14 protein-coding genes are annotated in these 15402 nt (G+C 61.6%); 5 read left to right on the top strand and 9 right to left on the bottom strand.

From position 1 onward, the window contains the following. Positions 1 to 6 precede the first annotated feature (6 nt). Positions 7 to 1002 (bottom strand): hypothetical protein, encoded by a 996-nt coding sequence (locus AB2B41_RS13255; protein ID WP_367878275.1) that lies wholly within the window; start codon positions 1000 to 1002, stop codon positions 7 to 9. A 112-nt stretch (positions 1003 to 1114) separates the two neighbouring features. Further along, positions 1115 to 3820, bottom strand: a complete 2706-nt coding sequence (gene secA / locus AB2B41_RS13250) for a preprotein translocase subunit SecA (RefSeq protein ID WP_367878274.1) — start codon at positions 3818 to 3820, stop codon at positions 1115 to 1117. 176 nt (positions 3821 to 3996) lie between these two features. Between secA and AB2B41_RS13245 the strand changes: the two genes are divergently transcribed. The 4 genes from AB2B41_RS13245 (at position 3997) to AB2B41_RS13230 (ending at position 6718) form a co-directional block, all read left to right on the top strand. Then, the gene (locus AB2B41_RS13245; RefSeq protein WP_367878273.1) at positions 3997 to 4845 is read left to right on the top strand and encodes a peptidylprolyl isomerase; all 849 of its coding nucleotides are present in this window, start codon (positions 3997 to 3999) and stop codon (positions 4843 to 4845) included. 6 nt (positions 4846 to 4851) lie between these two features. Further along, positions 4852 to 6078, top strand: a complete 1227-nt coding sequence (gene argJ / locus AB2B41_RS13240) for a bifunctional glutamate N-acetyltransferase/amino-acid acetyltransferase ArgJ (protein WP_367878272.1) — start codon at positions 4852 to 4854, stop codon at positions 6076 to 6078. Further along, a complete protein-coding gene (mutT, locus tag AB2B41_RS13235) occupies positions 6075 to 6473 on the top strand; it encodes an 8-oxo-dGTP diphosphatase MutT (RefSeq protein ID WP_367878271.1) in 399 nt (132 codons plus the stop codon). Before argJ ends, mutT begins: the two co-directional genes overlap by 4 nt. A gap of 110 nt (positions 6474 to 6583) precedes the next feature. After that, positions 6584 to 6718, top strand: a complete 135-nt coding sequence (locus AB2B41_RS13230) for a hypothetical protein (RefSeq protein WP_367878270.1) — start codon at positions 6584 to 6586, stop codon at positions 6716 to 6718. A 97-nt stretch (positions 6719 to 6815) separates the two neighbouring features. Here AB2B41_RS13230 and infB read toward each other — a convergent pair whose 3' ends face one another. The 6 genes from infB to pip all read right to left on the bottom strand — a co-directional run bounded on the left by infB (position 6816) and on the right by pip (position 14168). Further along, complete coding sequence (gene infB, locus AB2B41_RS13225; RefSeq protein WP_367878269.1) at positions 6816 to 9293, bottom strand: translation initiation factor IF-2; 2478 nt, start codon at positions 9291 to 9293, stop codon at positions 6816 to 6818. Positions 9294 to 9302: 9 nt separating this feature from the next. After that, positions 9303 to 9923 carry an RNA-binding protein gene (locus AB2B41_RS13220; RefSeq protein ID WP_367878268.1) on the bottom strand — a complete coding sequence of 207 codons (621 nt, stop codon included), beginning with the start codon at positions 9921 to 9923 and terminating at the stop codon, positions 9303 to 9305. 22 nt (positions 9924 to 9945) lie between these two features. After that, positions 9946 to 11625: a transcription termination factor NusA gene (gene nusA, locus AB2B41_RS13215; RefSeq protein ID WP_367878267.1), complete on the bottom strand. Its 1680-nt coding sequence runs from the start codon at positions 11623 to 11625 to the stop codon at positions 9946 to 9948. Then, positions 11625 to 12200, bottom strand: coding sequence for a ribosome maturation factor RimP (gene rimP, locus AB2B41_RS13210; RefSeq protein WP_367878354.1), 576 nt, complete (start codon positions 12198 to 12200; stop codon positions 11625 to 11627). Before rimP ends, nusA begins: the two co-directional genes overlap by 1 nt. Before the next feature lie 136 nt (positions 12201 to 12336). Next, entirely contained in the window at positions 12337 to 13197 is an 861-nt protein-coding gene (locus AB2B41_RS13205; RefSeq protein ID WP_367878266.1) for an ABC transporter substrate-binding protein, read from the bottom strand. After that, positions 13194 to 14168: a prolyl aminopeptidase gene (gene pip / locus AB2B41_RS13200; protein WP_367878265.1), complete on the bottom strand. Its 975-nt coding sequence runs from the start codon at positions 14166 to 14168 to the stop codon at positions 13194 to 13196. The genes AB2B41_RS13205 and pip overlap by 4 nt, the downstream gene beginning before the upstream one ends. 48 nt (positions 14169 to 14216) lie before the next feature. On the opposite strand from pip, the gene ubiG reads away from it, so the two are divergent. Further along, positions 14217 to 14963, top strand: a complete 747-nt coding sequence (ubiG, locus tag AB2B41_RS13195; protein WP_367878264.1) for a bifunctional 2-polyprenyl-6-hydroxyphenol methylase/3-demethylubiquinol 3-O-methyltransferase UbiG — start codon at positions 14217 to 14219, stop codon at positions 14961 to 14963. On the opposite strand, the gene AB2B41_RS13190 is transcribed toward ubiG, so the two are convergent. Then, positions 14950 to 15384, bottom strand: coding sequence for a MarR family winged helix-turn-helix transcriptional regulator (locus AB2B41_RS13190; RefSeq protein ID WP_367878263.1), 435 nt, complete (start codon positions 15382 to 15384; stop codon positions 14950 to 14952). The two genes, ubiG and AB2B41_RS13190, sit on opposite strands and share 14 nt — an antisense overlap. Between the last annotated feature and the right edge of the window lie 18 nt (positions 15385 to 15402).

The following is a 15402-nucleotide window of genomic DNA, read 5'->3' as shown; positions in this document are numbered from 1 at the left end:
GCAGGATTACATCCCGGCGAGTTTCAGGTCTTGCAACAGATTATTCAACACCAGAAAGCTGCCCGTCGCCTCGCAATCCGGCACGGCGAGGGTGAGGTTCTGGGTCCGGACCTGTCCGCCGGGCCGAATTTCGAGTGATTGCGCCTCGACCTCGAGACCGCAATTCGCCGCGGTCACCTCGGTTTCCACGGACAGCGAGATGCTGCCCTGGCGGCTGTTCTGCCCTTTGGGAAAGCTGTAGACCTCGGCCAGAAGCGGTTCGGCCGCATTCGTATCGCCATGGCGTGTGATCATCCCGTGGGTACCGGTAATCGCATCGGCGACACTTCCCGGCGCACCTTCCCATATGTGACCTTCCGAACCGTAGTCGGCTCCGAACTCGCGGGCGTGGATCTGGAAACCGGTGTTTCCCTTCCACTGCAGGACAGCACGGTCAAAATTCTCAAGCTCTTCCACGATGGTCTGGGCAACCGCACCGTCACCGTTGGCGAATGCGAGGATGAAGACAGCCTGCCGGGACAGCGCAGGTATCCGAAGGTTCAGGGCGCCGTCGGAGGTCGTGGTCTCGGTAAAAATCATGCCGTTGTGATGCACGGTCACGCGCTCGTTCGGCATGCAGGGCGCGTCGAGCGTCAGGTTGACCATGGCCGCGGCCACGGGCAGGGCTTGGGCGACGATATCGCAGGCGGGGATCACAACCCCATCCGGGATCTCGGGCTCCGACAGCTCGCTGGGAGGTGTTGCAACCGTCGTGACCTCTGCATCCGTCGCGGGCAGGGCGATCCCTGCCTCGTACTCAGCCGATGTTAGTGTGATTTCTTGCACGTCCAGCATCGCGTTCTTGGCACCAGCCCCCTCTAGTACGGGGGCCTCTGCCGCGGGGATGCGGTCGGATTTGTCGCCGTAATGCACCCTTGCGGTTTCGGAGCTTTGCATCACGAAGCCGATACCGACAGCACATGCCAAGGTACCCACGGCCGTGATGATCTTTGAGCGCAACATGTCCCTGTCCCTTCGAAAGGAATCGTTCAGGAACAACTTCGCGGAGAATCACGGCCTCCTTATGACCGTGATTAGAGGATACTTAGGCAAAACGGGGGCGGCGTTTCCCGGATCAGACCAGCCGCCCGTGGCAATGTTTGAATTTCTTGCCCGATCCGCAGGGGCAGAGCTCGTTCCGGCCCGGGTTACCCCAGGTGCTCGGGTCGTCCTCGACAAATCCTTCGGCGGCCTCGGCTGTCGGGCCGCCCGCAGTCTGTTCGGCCTGTTTTGCGGCAGCTGCGGCCATGGCAGCCTGCTGGGCGCGCAACTCCTCCATCATGGCATTACGCTCTTCTTCGGTCATCGGTTGGATCTGCGCCAGTTTCTGGGTCACTTCCTGCCGCAGACTATCAAGCATCCCTTCGAAAAGCTGGAAGCTCTCGTTCTTGTATTCATTCAAAGGATCGCGCTGCGCGTAGCCACGGAAACCCACAACCGACCGGAGGTGTTCCAGCGTTGTCAGATGCTCACGCCACTTGCTGTCGATCACGCTCAGCAACACCTGTTTTTCGATGTTGCGCATGTTCTCCTCGCCAAAGACCTCGGCTTTGTCCGTCATCAGCTTGTCGGTTGCCTCGATCAGGCGCTCGCGGATCACATCGTCATCGACGCCCTCTTGCTCGCACCAGTCCACGATGGGCAGGTTCATGTTCAGCTGCTCGATCACCGCGTTGTGGAACCCTTCGGTGTCCCATTGATCCGCATAGGTGTTGGGCGGCATATAGGTGTCGATCAGGTCGTCGATGACCTGGTGGCGCATGTCCTCGGTGATCTCGAAGACATCGTCGGATTCCATGATGTCGCGGCGCTGGCCAAAGATGACCTTGCGCTGCTCGTTCATCACGTCATCGAATTTCAGCAACTGCTTGCGGATGTCGAAGTTGCGCCCTTCGACCTTGGCCTGAGCACGCTCCAGCGACTTGTTCACCCAGGGGTGCACGATCGCCTCACCTTCCTTCAGGCCCAACGTCGTCAGCACCTTCTCCAGCCGTTCGGAGCCGAAGATACGCATCAGGTCGTCTTCGAGCGACAGGAAGAAGGACGTCTTTCCCGGATCCCCCTGACGACCGGACCGGCCACGCAGCTGGTTGTCGATGCGGCGGCTCTCGTGCCGTTCGGAGGCGAGGACATAGAGGCCACCGGCCTCCAGCACCTTCTGCTTTTCTTCGGCGTGTTCCGCCTCGATCCGTGCGCGCACCTCTTTCGGGTCCGCTTCGGGGTCGGCGGTGATCGCCTCAAGCACCTTCATTTCGACATTGCCGCCAAGCTGGATGTCGGTACCGCGACCGGCCATGTTCGTCGCGATGGTCACCGCGCCCAGCTTGCCCGCCTCGGCGATGATCTGCGCTTCCTGCTCGTGGTGGCGGGCGTTCAGCACGTTGTGCTCGATCCCTTCCGCCTTCAGCAACTGGCTCAGTTGTTCGGATTTCTCAATGGAGGTGGTCCCGATCAGACAGGGCTGGCCGCGCTCGTTCGCTTCCTTGGCCTTCTCGATCATCGCCTTGTATTTTTCTCCCACTGTCCGGTAGACGGCATCGTCCTCGTCCACCCGGGCAATCGGCATATTGGTCGGAATCTCGACCACGCCCAGCCCGTAGATCTCACCGAATTCCTCGGCCTCGGTCAGCGCGGTGCCGGTCATGCCGGCAAGCTTGTCATAGAGGCGGAAGTAGTTCTGGAAGGTGACAGAGGCGAGCGTCACGTTCTCGGGCATGATCGAACAGCCTTCCTTGGCTTCGATTGCCTGGTGCAGACCATCCGACAGGCGGCGGCCCTGCATCATCCGGCCCGTGAATTCATCAATCAGCATGATCTCGCCGTCGCGGACGATATAGTCCTTGTCCTTCTGAAACAGCTTGTGGGCGCGCAAACCCTGATTGACGTGATGCACGATGGTCGTGCTTTCCGGGTCATAAAGCGACTGGCCCTCTTCCATCAGGCCGTTCTTGTGCAGCAGGTCCTCAAGGAATTCGTTGCCCTCATCCGTAAAGCTCACGTTGCGGCTTTTCTCGTCCAGCTCGTAGTGCTCTTCCCGCAACTCCGGGATCAGCTTGTCGATGGTGACATAAAGTTCGGACCGGTCCTGTGCGGGACCAGAAATAATGAGCGGCGTCCGCGCCTCGTCGATCAGGATACTGTCGACCTCGTCCACGATGGCGTAATTGTGGTGCTTTTGCAGGATCTCGTCGAGGTTCGACTTCATGTTGTCCCGGAGGTAGTCGAAGCCCAGTTCGTTGTTCGTGGCGTAGGTGATGTCGCAGTTGTAGGCTGCGCGCTTCTGCTCGGTCGTCATGCCCGAGATCGCAGCACCCGTGGTCAGCCCGAGGGCCGAGAACACCTTGCCCATCCAGTCCGCGTCGCGCTTCACCAGGTACTCGTTCACTGTGACGACATGCACGCCCTTGCCGGTCAACGCGTTCAGATAGGCCGCCAGCGCCGCCGTCAGCGTCTTGCCCTCGCCAGTCTTCTGTTCCGAGATGTTGCCCTGATGCAGGAAAATCGCGGCCATCAGCTGGACATCAAAGGCGCGCAGGCCCAGCGCACGGCGGGCCGCCTCGCGGCAATTGGCAAAAGCTTCGGGCAGCAGATCGTCAAGGCTTTCGCCAGACATGGCGCGCTTGGCCAATTCCTTTGTCTTGTCCTTCAGACCATCGTCGGTCAGCTTCTCGAACTCTGGTTCAAGCGCATTAATCTGATCCACCAGCGGGCGCACGGCCTTGATCTTGCGATCGTTTGGCGTGCCAAAGACCTTCTTGGCGATTGTTCCGATACCCAGCATGCGTTCTCCAGCCGACTGATCTGATTGATGCGCTCATTTGCTTGCCCAGCGGGTGTTCACCCCATAGATAGATAGGTGAACAAAGGCTTGGCGTGCGCCCTTTAGGGCGATGTAAGGGCCGTACCAAACACTGTCAATGTAGCAGCCCGGCACAGGGCGAACAGGTAGGACAATCCATGCAAAAACCCATCAGATTCCTCGCAACCCTCACGCTAAGCGTCGGCCTTGCCCTGCCGCTTTCCGCCCAGGAAGAGCCGGGGCTGGATACGGTTGTCGCCACCGTGAACGGCAAGGACATCACGTTGGGTCACATGATCGTCGCCCGCGCGGGACTGCCCGAGCAATATCAGCAACTGCCCGACGAGGTGCTGTTCAAGGGCATTCTCGATCAGCTTGTCCAGCAGACCGCGCTGGCCGATACCTTCGAGGGCGACCTGCCCCCGCGCGTGACCCTGTCGCTCGACAACGAGACCCGGTCGCTGACGGCAGCGGAAGCCATCGAGAACGTCATGTCGACCCCCATCGAAGAGGCGGACATCCAGGCGGCCTATGACGCGGAATATGCCGGTCGGGACCTCGGAGACGAGTACAACGCCTCGCACATCCTTGTTGAGACCGAGGAGGAGGCACAGGCCATCAAGGCAGAGTTGGACGAAGGCGCCGATTTTGCCGAAATGGCGCGCGAGAAATCGACAGGGCCCTCCGGCCCCGGTGGCGGCTCACTGGGCTGGTTCGGTAAGGGCATGATGGTCCCCACCTTCGAAGCGGCAGTCGTCGAGCTGGAACCCGGTGCGATCTCGGACCCGGTGCAGACACAGTTCGGCTGGCACGTGATCAAGCTCAACGAAACACGCAAGACCGAGGCGCCGGCGCTGGACACCGTCCGCGACGAGCTTGAGCTGCAAATCCGCCAGACCCGTGTGCAACAGGAGATCGACCGCGTCACCGCCGAGGCGGACGTGGACCGCAGCGCCGCCGATGGGATGGACCCTTCGGTTATCAAGAACATCGAGTGGCTGGAGTAAACGCCCGTGGGAAAGATCACCAAGGTATCGCCGCTTGCACCGGCATCATTTCCTGAACTGCCGGTCATCGATGGCGTTCGCTTCGCCACCGCCGCTGCTGGCGTGAAATACCAGGGTCGCACCGACGTGATGCTTGCCCTGCTCGATCCCGGCACCACCATGGCCGGTGTCTTTACCCGGTCCAAGACGCGTTCGGCACCCGTGCTCGACTGCCAGGAAAAGATCGGCGGCACTTCGGACGCAGGTGCGGCGATTCTCGTGAACTCCGGCAACTCCAACGCCTTCACGGGCCGAAATGGTGTCGCATCGGTTGCCGCCATCACTTCTGCCGTTGCGGATATCTGTGGCCTGCCCAAGGAGCGGGTATTCACCTCATCGACCGGCGTGATCGGAGAGCCGCTCCCGCACGAGCGGATCGTTGCCGTGATCGCCGATCTTCATGCCCGCGTCGATGCAGGCAGGATTGAGGAAGCCGCGCGGGCCATCATGACAACCGACACTTTCCCCAAGGGGGCCTCGGCCACGGTCGACATTGACGGCAGGACAGTGACCATCGCAGGCATCGCTAAGGGCTCCGGCATGATCGCGCCCGATATGGCGACGATGCTGGTCTATATCTTCACCGATGCCAGGATCGTCCAGCCCGCCCTGCAAGAGATGGTTTCAACCCATTGTGACCGCAGTTTCAACTGCATCACCGTGGACAGCGACACATCGACATCCGACACGCTTCTTGTCGCGGCGACGGGGGCCTCCGGCGTCGATGCCACCGGCAACGATGCTTTCAGTAACGCCCTCAAAGACGTGATGCTCGACCTTGCGCATCAGGTCGTGCGCGATGGCGAGGGCGCGAGCAAATTCGTCGAAATCACCGTCACCGGTGCCGAAACGGACGCGGATGCCAAGACCCACGCGATGGCCATCGCCAACTCGCCCCTTATCAAGACGGCGATCGCAGGCGAGGACCCGAACTGGGGTCGCATCGTCATGGCGGTTGGCAAATCCGGTGCCGCCGCTGACCGTGACCGGCTGTCGATCCGTTTCGGCGATGTCGAAGTTGCCAAGGACGGCTGGCGTCATCCCGACTACTCCGAGGAAGCCGCCGCCGCCCATATGAAGGGCGAAAACATCCGGATCGGCGTGGACATTGGTCTGGGTCAGGGCACCGCCACGGTTTGGACATGCGACCTGACCCATGGCTATATCGAGATCAACGCGGACTACCGTTCGTGAAAACCGTCCTCGTGTCCGCCGTGGCCCTGATTGACGTCGACGGGCGCATCCTGCTTGCCCAGCGTCCCGAGGGGAAATCCATGGCGGGCCTGTGGGAGTTCCCCGGCGGCAAGGTGGAAACCGGAGAGACGCCCGAAGCGGCACTGATCCGCGAATTGCAGGAAGAGCTGGGCATCAACACCTGGGCTTCCTGCCTTGCCCCCCTGACATTCGCCAGCCATACCTACGAGGATTTTCACCTGCTGATGCCGCTATTCGCGTGCCGCAAGTGGGAAGGAACGCCTGTATCCAAGGAAAATCAGGCCCTGAAATGGGTCCGCGCGAAAGATTTGCGCGACTACCCGATGCCCCCCGCAGACATCCCCCTGATCCCGATTCTACGCGACTGGCTTTGAGCCCTTACGGTTGAAGGCGCTTTGGGTGATTTCCCGCCGATGCGGAAACAATCGCTGGTCGACTCACCAATTGTTTATTATGTTATGGCTCTGCCTTGGGGAGAGAGAACATGTTGCGTACCATAACGCTTGGGTCCTGCGTGTCGGTGCAGGGCATTTTCGTCAAAGATCTTGCCGACGGCCGTGTCGCGGTCAAGGTCGATGACACCGTGTTCGCCGGAAAGCCGGTGATCAGGAAGAATTGACAACGGGGACGGCAATCGAAAGGTTGCCTTCCAACCACGAAAAAGGGGCTGCATCGTGCAGCCCCTTTTCTTTTCCGGCAGTCGATCCGCCTGACGGTCAGAGCGAGCGCTCGACCTCTTCACGCTCGAAGATCTCGATGACGTCGTCGGGACGAATATCGTCGTAGTTCTCAAAGGCCATACCGCATTCCTGACCGGATTGCACCTCGGCCACCTCATCCTTGAAGCGCTTGAGCGTCTTCAGCGTCCCCTCGTGGATCACGACGTTATCGCGCAGCAGGCGGACACCGGCGGAACGCCGCGCCACACCTTCGGTGACCAGACAGCCAGCCACTTTGCCGACACCCGTGACCTTGAAGACCTCCTTGATCGTGGCATAGCCGATGAAGTTCTCCTTGATCTCGGCACTCAGCAGGCCGGATGCTGCGGCTTTCACATCGTCCACAAGGTCGTAGATCACCGAGTAGTAGCGGATCTCCACGCCCTTCTGGTTCGCCGTGTTCCGGGCGGAGGCATTGGCACGCACGTTAAAGCCCATGATCGGCGCATTCGACGCCTCGGCAAGGCCGACGTCCGTTTCGGTGATCGCGCCGACACCTGAATGCAGAACGCGCACGCGCACCTCCTCGTTGCCGATCTTTTCCATCGCCTGAACGATGGCCTCGGCAGAGCCCTGCACGTCGGCTTTTACAAGAATCGGCAGTTCGCTGACATTCTCGTCTGCCTTGGCGTTGGCCATAAGCTGTTCCAGCGTCGTCGCCGCACCGGCAGCCGCGCGCTTGTCCTTTGCCGCCTGCTCACGATAGCTCGCGATTTCGCGGGCCTGCGCCTCGGTCTCGGTCACGTTCAGCACGTCACCGGCCTCGGGCGTGCCGTTCAGGCCCAAGACCTCGACGGGCACGGAGGGTCCGGCTTCTTTCACGCGGTTGCCCTGATCGTCGATCAGCGCACGCACCTTGCCGTACTGCTCACCCACGACGAAAATATCGCCCTGACGCAGCGTACCGTTTTGCACCAGAACCGTGGCCACGGGGCCGCGGCCCACATCCAGCTGCGCTTCGATCACGGCACCGACAGCGGCGCGGTTCGGGTTGGCCTTGAGTTCAAGGATTTCCGCCTGCAGCGCAATCGCTTCAAGCAAATCATCAAGCCCCTGACCCGTCATTGCCGAGACTTCTACATCCTGCACCTCGCCCGACATCTTTTCCACGATCACTTCGTGCTGCAGGAGATCGGTACGGACCTTGTCCGGGTTCGCGGCAGGCTTGTCGATCTTGTTGATCGCCACGATCATCGGCACTTTTGCCGCCTTGGCGTGGTTGATCGCTTCGACCGTCTGAGGCATCACGGCGTCATCCGCCGCGACAACCAGCACCACGATGTCCGTGACCTGCGCCCCGCGCGACCGCATCGAGGTAAATGCCGCGTGGCCCGGCGTGTCGAGGAAGGTCAGGGTCGCGCCCGCATCCGTCTTCACTTGGTAGGCGCCGATATGCTGGGTAATACCACCGGCTTCGCCCGCGACCACCTTGGCGTTGCGGATCGCGTCCAGCAGAGACGTCTTGCCGTGGTCGACGTGGCCCATGATCGTGATGACCGGCGGACGCTGTTCAAGGTCTTCGGGCTTGTCCTCGACCTCTTTGATGACGTCTTCGACGTCGGCGTCAGAAACGCGGGTCACATTGTGGCCGAATTCCTCGATGATCAGTTCGGCGGTATCGGCGTCGATGGTTTCGTTCTGCGTCACCATCATGCCCATCTGCATCAGCGACTTCACAACGTCACCGACACGTTCCGCCATGCGGTTGGCCAGTTCCGAGACCATGATCGCCTCGGGAAGCTGAACGTCGCGCACGACCTTTTCGCGCTCGACCGGGCCGCCCATCGCCTTCTGACGGGCGCGTTCCTGCTTGCGTTTCATCGCGGCCATCGACCGCTGACGGCCGCCTTCACCACCGGCGAGAGCCTGGTTCACGGTCAGCTTGCCGGAACGGCGATTGTCGTCGCCGCCGCGGCTCTTCTTGCCGCTCTCTTCGCGCTCGCGATCGGACTTGCGCTGGGGCGGTTGCGCGGGCGCACCCTTGCCAGCTGTCGGACGCGCGGCGGCAGGTTCGGACGGCGCGGCGGCGGCTGCCTGTGCGGCAGCTTCGGCTTCGCGCGCCTTGCGCTCCTCTTCCTCGGCCTTGGCCTTCAGGCTTTCCTCGCGCTCGCGCTCTTCGCGCTCTTTCTCTTCCTGTTCGGCGCGGCGGCGTTCACGCTCTTCGGCGCGGGCCTTTTCCTCGGCCTCGCGTGCCGCTTCTTCTTCGGCTTCACGCGCTTTGGCGGCCTGAACCGCCTTCAGGCGGCGCTCCATCTCCGCATCTGTGATCCCGGCAGGACGCTTGGACGGGTCGCTCGCAGGCTTGCTCTTGGTCGAGGCGGGCTTGGCCGCACCCGGCTTGGGCACCACAACGCGCTTGCGCTTGGTTTCCACCACGACGTTCTTGGTCCGTCCGTGGCTAAAGCTCTGCTTTACGTTCCCCGGACGCGCACCACCGCGCAGACCCAATGTTTTCTTGCCGTCACTATCACTCATGAAGCTCGTCTATCCTTTCGACTGGCCCTTGCCAGCCTTTCCTTCGCGCACGCCTTTAAGTCGTTGGGCTTCCTCTACAACACGCAGAGTGAGTCCACCAGAGGCGAGCGCCCCATGTATCACAGTTTGGCGTCCGAATGCCAAACCCAATTCATCCGCCGTCAGCCATCCGATGTAGTGACCGTAATGCGGCGTGCTCAGTTTCGATTTGCCGCGCCCTGAACCATCGCTGGCCTGTATCAGGACTTCGACCTCTTCCGTTTGCAGCCAGCTCTTGACCTTCTCATAGCCTGCCACCGCCTTGCCGCCCTTGCGCTGGAGCGAAATCAGGTCGACCACCCGACGGGCAAGCTGTCTTTCCACCTCGTCCACCAGCCCCTCAGGCACGGTGACTTGCGTCTTGGCAGCGCGGCTGAAGAGCTTCTTCTTCACCGCCAGTTCGAGCGCGTCCCGGTCGGCGGCCACGTAGATGCCACGCCCCGGCAGCTTGCCCAGAATATCGGGCACGATCTGGCCTTCGGGACCCACCACGAACCGGATCAGCCCATGCTTTGGCTGCACCTCGCCCGTGGCGATGCACTTGCGCTCAGGACCGTCCGTCCGGTCTTTTGGAACGCCACCGCGACCCATGAGAAGACCCCGAGGCCTGAAATCAGGCCTCGACCTCCTGCGCTTCTTCACCGTCTTCGTCGGCTTCCTCGGCCGCTTCGAGGTCCGCCGGATCGACCCAGCCCAGCATGATACGGGCCGTCATGATCAGATCCTGCGCCTCTTCCAGTGTCACGCCGAAGGGTTCAAGCGTACCGTCGTCCTTGACGCGCTCACCATCGACCGTGGTCCAGCCGCCCGCCAGTTCCCAGTCCGCACAGGTAGCGAAGTCTTCCAGTGTCTTCACGTCGTCCTTTGCCAGCGCCTCGATCATTTGGGGTGTCAGCCCCTCGAATTCAATAAGGCTGTCCTCGACACCCAGCGCGCGGGCATTGTCCAGAGCGGCCTTGTTCTGCGCTTCAAGCACATCTCGTGCACGGGCCTGGAGTTCGTTCGCGGTGTCCTCGTCCACGCCGTCGATGACCAGAAGCTCGTCAAGCTCCACATAGGCCACCTCTTCAAGGTTGGTGAACCCTTCGGCGACCAGAAGCTGCGCAAAAAATTCGTCCAGATCGAGCGTGTCCATGAAGAGCTTGGTCCGTTCCTCGAATTCCGCCTGGCGACGGGCGCTTTCCTGCTCTTCGGTCATGATGTCGATGTCGAGCCCGGTCAGCTGCGAGGCCAGACGCACGTTCTGACCGCGGCGGCCAATGGCCAGCGAAAGCTGCTCTTCGGGTACGACCACCTCGATCTTGCCCGCTTCCTCGTCCAGAACCACCTTGGTGACCTCGGCGGGCTGCAGGGCGTTCACGAGGAAAGTAGGCTGGTCCTCGTTCCACGGAATGATGTCGATCTTTTCCCCCTGAAGTTCGTTCACCACCGCCTGCACACGGCTGCCGCGCATACCGACGCAAGCACCCACGGGATCGATGGAGCTGTCGTAGGAGATCACCGCGATCTTGGCGCGCGAACCGGGGTCGCGGGCCACCGCTTTTATCTCGATGATGCCGTCGTAGATTTCGGGCACTTCCATCTTGAACAACTCGGCCATGAACTCGGGCGCGGTGCGGGAAAGGAAGATCTGCGGCCCGCGCTGCTCGCGGCGCACGTCCTTGATGTAGACGCGGATACGGTCGTTCGGGCGATAGCTTTCGCGACCGATCTTCTCATTGCGACGCAGAATGGCCTCGCCGGCACCCACGTCCACGATGACGTTGCCGTATTCCTCGCGCTTGACGACACCGTTGATAATCGTGCCTGCGCGGTCCTTGAATTCCTCGTACTGACGGTCGCGCTCGGCCTCGCGCACCTTCTGCAGGATCACCTGCTTGGCCGATTGCGCCGCGATTCGGCCCATCTCGACCGGCGGGACTTCTTCTTCGAAACGGTCGCCGATTTGCGGCATACCGTCAAAGCTCTCGACGGTCTGCCCTTCGCGGACCCAGCGCGCACCGACCTTCGGCTTCTCGAAATAGGGTTTCGCCTGATCCGGTGTGAATTCGGCCTGATAATTTTCGATCTCTTCGGGGTCGGCGACCGTGCGGACACGGGTAAACGTCGCCTTCCCCGTCTTGCGGTCGATGGACACGCGGATGTCCATCTCGGCGCCGTAGCGGGACTTGGCCGCGCGGGCGAGCGATTCTTCCATCGCCTCGACCACCAGACCGGGGTCGATCATCTTTTCACGGGCGACAGCCTCGGCTGTTTGCAGCAGCTCAAGCTGGTTGGCAGATGTAATGGCCATTAGTCTTCTCCCTCAACGGATTCTTCCGCAATCTCGTCAAACTTGGTTTCGTCGATCACACCAGCAGCCTTGCGCTGGCGCAGCATTTCCTTGATCAGCTCGTCGGTCAGGACAAGTTTCGCATCCGAAAGCCAGTCGAACTTCAGACCGATGGTGCCTTCAGCGACGTTGATCAGCACCTCATCGCCTTCGACACCCGCCAGCTCGCCCTTAAAGCGGCGGCGGCCGTCGATCAGTTCCTCGGTCTCAAGCTTGGCCTCGTAGCCCTCGAACATCTCGAAATCCTTGAGGCGCGTCAGCGGACGGTCAATTCCGGGGCTGGACACCTCAAGCGTGTATTCGTCAAGGATCGGGTCCTCGACATCCAGCACCGCGCCCAGCGCCTGGTTGATCTGCGCCAGGTCATCAACTTCGATCCCACCTTCGGGCTTGTCGGCCATCACCTGAAGTGTCGTCGTCTTGCCCGACATCAGGCGCACGCGCACCAGTTCAAAGCCGAGGTCCTCGATCACCGGCGTGATGATCTCGGCCAGGCGGCGGTCGATGGCGGCTTTGGCGATCAGCGTGTTCGCAATGTTGGTCATCTGACCCTCAGGCACAAAAAAACGGGCGCGCGGCCCGTATCGCGTTTCGGTGGAGCCTTCGGTGTGGACCCGAAAGCGCCGCTGTTGAACGTCATATACGCATCGCTGGGCGACTCTGCAAGCCTCTTCAGGCGAACCACCACCGTTCGGCGGCGCGAAGGTTGTCGAGCGGGCGCAGATGGCTGACCTTCGCGGGTTGCGCCACGCTGGCGGAAACAGCATGGGCTGGTTGACGTCGGTTCGGCTGCAACCTGACATCTTCGATGCCCGAAACCAGCCTCGCATCCTTCAGGTCCACCGCATCGACCAGATATTCCGCAATGGCCTGCCCACGGACGGGTTCTGCCGGGATCGACGTCAGTTCGACCTCGTCGAACCAGCCGGCGACACCGTCTTTATAATGCGTCGTCACACGCTCCGTCAGAAGCCGCTGACCGGGTGTGAAGGATTTCACCCGGTAAAGCCCGGTCCCGATCCCTTCTCCCAGGGCGTGGGCGGGCGAAATGTAGAATTCGGGCTGTGCGAGGCGCATAGGAAAACCGATATCAGCACGATCCAGCAAGAATGAAACCTGGTATCGACCGATGGCGTCCACTTGACCTCCGCCAAACCCCGCGGCGCTGGCGATGACATCTGCGGCAGTGAAGGGCCTGCCATCGTGGAACGTCACGTCCTGACGCAGGTCGAAAACCCAACGGTGACCGTTGTCCAACGCGCGCCAGCCCGTTGCCAACTCACCCCGCAGGGTTCCATCCGCCGCCACCTCGGTCAGCGTGTCAAAGACAAGTCCCTGTCGCGCAACCTGCATGAAAAGACCGTCACCCCGCAGCCAGCTGTCGCCGCGAGAGGCGCCGGAGAGAGCCATGCGCAATCGTCCACCACGCTTGGGCAGGACCGCGGCAGAGACGCCGGTCGCCGCCAGAAGGGTTGCCGCAGCAGCGCTGGAAAACAGCGCGCGCCGGTCCATCAGAGAAGATCGGCCGCTCATAGCTCGGCCCCGATCTTGTCCATGGCGCGCACCAGTTCGGCGGAAATCCCCGGTTCGGACAGCGCATGTCCGGCGTTGCGCACCATCTTCAACTCGCCCTTCGGCCAGCGCTCGGCCAGCGCATACGCACTGGTTGGCGGACAGATCATGTCATAGCGGCCCTGCACGATGACGCCCGGAATATGCGCGATACGGGGCATATGGGCGAGGATCTGACCGTCGAATTCAAGAAAGGCGCCGTTGGTGAAGTAGTGGTTCTCAAGCCGCGAGAACGCCCGCGCATAGTCCGCCGGCCCCTCTGTCGCCCCTCCCGAGGAATGGATCGATGCCAAGGCGTTTTCCCAGGCAGCCCAGGCCCGTCCAAAGCGCTGCTCCATCTGCAGGTCGCCCGAGAACAAGCGTCGATTATAGGCCTTGATCAGGTCCTCGCGTTCATCCTCCGGGATCATTGCGACGAACCGCTGCCAGACCTCGGGCCAGAACTTGCCCGCGCCGCCGCCGTAGAACCAGTCAAGCTCGGCTCGGGTGGCAAGGAACACGCCCCGCAGAACAAGCCGTTTGACCGCCTCGGGGTGTGTCTGGGCATAGACCAGCGACAATGTCGCGCCCCATGAGCCGCCAAAGACGATCCACCGCTCGATCCCCAGCTCGCGGCGAATCATTTCGATGTCCGCGACAAGGTGCCAGGTCGTATTGTCGTTCACGCTCGCATGCGGCTTGGACCGTCCACAACCGCGCTGGTCGAACAGGATCACCCGGTACTTTTCAGGATCGAAGTAGCGCCGCATGGAGGGGCTGCACCCCCCGCCGGGCCCACCATGTAGTACGACAACCGGTATCCCGTCAGGGTTCCCGCATTGCTCCATATAGACCTGATGGCCCTGTCCCACGGCCAGAAGCCGCTGATCGAACGGGTCGATCGGCGGGTAAAGGTACTGAACAGCACGTTTTTGGTCGGGAAACTTGTCCATTGGTGCCCTATATACGCCTCAAGTGAACAAGAACATAGGGAGCGCGTGATGCAAACGCCCCAAACGACGGTGGATGAAGGCGAAATCGCCAAATTCGAGGCTATGGCCGCCGAATGGTGGGACCTCAACGGCAAGTTCAAGCCGCTGCACATGCTCAATCCCTGCCGACTGGACTACATCACGTCGCAAATTGCCGGTGAGTTTGACCGCGACCTGAAGGCCCCCTCTCCCTTCAAGGGACTTCGTATCCTCGATATCGGCTGCGGTGGCGGCCTTCTTTCCGAGCCGATGGCGCGGCTGGGTGCCGATGTCGTCGGTGCCGATGCCGCCGCCGGGAATATCCCCGTCGCGCGCGTTCACGCCGTGCAATCGGGCCTCGAAATCGACTACCGACACACCTCCGCCGAGGACCTCGCGGCAGCGGGGGAGACATTCGACGTCGTTCTGAACATGGAGGTAATCGAACACGTTGCCTCGCCCATCGACTACCTGCGCGCCTGCCATGACCTGCTGCGGCCCGGCGGGCTTCACATATGCTCGACGCTCAACCGCAACCCCAAATCTTTCATGATGGCGATCGTAGGTGCGGAACACATCATGCGCTGGCTGCCCAGGGGCACCCATGAATGGCAGAAGTTCATTACACCCGATGAACTTTTCGAGATGATGCGCGACGTCGGGCTCGACCCGGTGGACCGCAAGGGCATGGTCTTCAATCCGGTTTCATGGACGTGGAAGCTCTCTGACCGCGACCTCAGCGTGAATTACGTGACCGCCAGCCTCAGGCGAGCTTGAGCCTGATCTCCCGCAGGATCGGCAGCGCTGCGCGGGCCTGATCTTCGCCCAGGTCCTCGACCACCTGGTTGATCATAGGTGTAATCGCCGCGATAGCCGCGTCTCGGGCCTGCATGCCCGCCGGGCTGATCGCCACCATCTTGCGCCGCGCATCGTCCCAGTCGGGACGGATGTGAACGTATCCCGCCCATTCGAGCTTGTTCAACGTGTTGGTCATCGCGCCGCGCGTCACACCGAATTTCTCGGCCAGCCGCGCGGGGGAACTTTCGCCTTTTTGCCAGGCCAGATGATTGAGCACCGAAAAATGGGAGATTTCCATGCCCTTGGGCAGCACGCGGCTGAGCCGACCGCGCATCGCGTGATCCGCCGCCAGCATTTCGCTGATCAGCAGGATGGCTAGCGTATTTCGGTCGTCGCTCATGAACGGGCCTGTCTGGCG

Source organism: Sulfitobacter sediminis, assembly GCF_040811725.1.
Taxonomy (GTDB): Bacteria; Pseudomonadota; Alphaproteobacteria; order Rhodobacterales; family Rhodobacteraceae; genus Sulfitobacter; species Sulfitobacter sediminis.
The sequence above is the reverse complement of the archived record's forward strand: the minus strand, read 5'-3'. Positions and strand labels throughout refer to the sequence as shown.

Coding starts and splice junctions, on each gene's coding strand:
- AB2B41_RS13255 (WP_367878275.1), bottom strand. CDS start 1,002: ATGTTGCGCTCAAAGATCATCACGGCCGTGGGTACCTTGGCATGTGCT.
- secA (WP_367878274.1), bottom strand. CDS start 3,820: ATGCTGGGTATCGGAACAATCGCCAAGAAGGTCTTTGGCACGCCAAAC.
- AB2B41_RS13245 (WP_367878273.1), top strand. CDS start 3,997: ATGCAAAAACCCATCAGATTCCTCGCAACCCTCACGCTAAGCGTCGGC.
- AB2B41_RS13230 (WP_367878270.1), top strand. CDS start 6,584: ATGTTGCGTACCATAACGCTTGGGTCCTGCGTGTCGGTGCAGGGCATT.
- infB (WP_367878269.1), bottom strand. CDS start 9,293: ATGAGTGATAGTGACGGCAAGAAAACATTGGGTCTGCGCGGTGGTGCG.
- AB2B41_RS13220 (WP_367878268.1), bottom strand. CDS start 9,923: ATGGGTCGCGGTGGCGTTCCAAAAGACCGGACGGACGGTCCTGAGCGC.
- nusA (WP_367878267.1), bottom strand. CDS start 11,625: ATGGCCATTACATCTGCCAACCAGCTTGAGCTGCTGCAAACAGCCGAG.
- AB2B41_RS13205 (WP_367878266.1), bottom strand. CDS start 13,197: ATGAGCGGCCGATCTTCTCTGATGGACCGGCGCGCGCTGTTTTCCAGC.
- pip (WP_367878265.1), bottom strand. CDS start 14,168: ATGGACAAGTTTCCCGACCAAAAACGTGCTGTTCAGTACCTTTACCCG.
- ubiG (WP_367878264.1), top strand. CDS start 14,217: ATGCAAACGCCCCAAACGACGGTGGATGAAGGCGAAATCGCCAAATTC.
- AB2B41_RS13190 (WP_367878263.1), bottom strand. CDS start 15,384: ATGAGCGACGACCGAAATACGCTAGCCATCCTGCTGATCAGCGAAATG.